Genomic DNA, 1,401 nt, shown 5'->3' on the forward strand with positions numbered 1-1,401 from the left:
GACTTCAAAGGCGAGTCAATACGATCCGCGGATTCTTCGCCGACCCTCACCTCGCTTACATCACCGCCTAAGTCGCCTTACTAACGCTCGGCTTAGTAAGCAGCGGATCCTCGGTATGCAGGCCATACGACAGTTGGGCAAGCATGATTGTGCTGACCGCCGGCGCCGCCAGAGCCAAACAGACCGCCCGCCGCCCGCTCCGCCAGTCGCGCCGGGGCCTCCGGCGCCGCCGGCGCCGCCCTTTCCCCAGAGCGCGGCGCCGCCGCCGTTACCCCCGGTGCCGCGGTCCGCGCCGGCGCCGCCAGCACCACCATTGCCGAATAGCCCTGCGGCCCCGCCGTTTCCCCCGTTGGGATGGGAGATGCCTCCGGAACCGCCTGCTCCGTCATTGCCAATCAGGATTCCGCCGTCCCCACCGTTTTGCCCGGTGCCGGGCGCGCCGTTGGCGCCGTTGCCAATCAGCGGACGTCCCAATAGCACTTGGGTGGGCGCATTGATCGCGTTCAGCAGAGTCTGCTCGGCGTTAGCGGCCTCGGCGCTGGCATACGAACCTGCACCCCGGGAGAGGGTCTGCACAAACTGGTCGTGAAAAGCCGCTGCTCGAGCGATGAGTGCTTGGTAGGCCTGGCCGTGCGCACGGAACAGCGCTGCGATGCCCGTTGACACCTCGTCGGCGGCTGCTGCCGCTACGTTCGTGGCAGTGACAGACAGCTGCGGCCGTGCTGGACGCCGTGATCGTTGCACGAATATTCGCCAAATCGGTTGCCGCAGAGCTGATCAGCTCTGGCACCGCGCTTACATACATGATGGCCGGTACCTCCACACGTTCTTAGCGTGAGTCGGACGCCGGCAAAAGATCATTCGCGCGCCAAAGCTCGGCCGATCTCGGGAAACCAGGGAACAGCTCAGCTATGTCTTGTAGCAGCGAGTCCCGCCGATGCCTCACAGGCAATTTGGTCATGACACTCCTCATTAAAGATGTTTCGGTAATAGAGTGAGTCGTTGCGTCGGATTTGCCTTGCGGTGTAGGACAATTAGCGTGTGGCTGGATCTGGTGGCAAGAAGCGATCGAGGGCCGGCGCTCGGGTGCGTGCGCGGCGGGACTTTGAGGCTTTGCAGAACCGGCGGATGGCCGCGGCAGACATGTTCGCCCGCGGTAAGCGTCAGGTCGACGTGGTCGACAAGTTGGGTGTTTCGGCGCAAACTGCCTCGCGCTGGCACCGGACCTTTTTAGCCGAGGGCAAGAAGGGATTGGCCGGCGCCGGACGGGCCGGCCGGTTGCCCAAGCTGTCCGACGAACAACTAACGGGGTTTCACCCCAGCCCGACGAGGCATGTCGTGGTCAGCTTTGGTCTTGGGGCTCCGGTCGGATGGGGTTGAGACCGTGACCGGCGGACCGGT

Annotated in this window: 1 protein-coding gene and 1 pseudogene; one reads left to right on the forward strand and one right to left on the reverse strand. The window is 64.2% G+C overall.

The window, feature by feature from the left end; genetic code table 11:
* Positions 1-155: 155 nt before the first annotated feature.
* A pseudogene (locus CDN38_RS29825) lies at positions 156-808 on the reverse strand (PE family protein); the annotation flags it as partial.
* A gap of 233 nt (positions 809-1,041) precedes the next feature.
* Between CDN38_RS29825 and CDN38_RS27620 the strand changes: the two are divergent.
* Entirely contained in the window at positions 1,042-1,380 is a 339-nt protein-coding gene (locus CDN38_RS27620; RefSeq protein WP_142361380.1) for a helix-turn-helix domain-containing protein, read from the forward strand.
* The last annotated feature ends 21 nt before the right edge of the window (positions 1,381-1,401 follow it).

Source organism: Mycobacterium ostraviense, assembly GCF_002705925.1.
GTDB classification, from domain to species: domain Bacteria; phylum Actinomycetota; class Actinomycetes; order Mycobacteriales; family Mycobacteriaceae; genus Mycobacterium; species Mycobacterium ostraviense.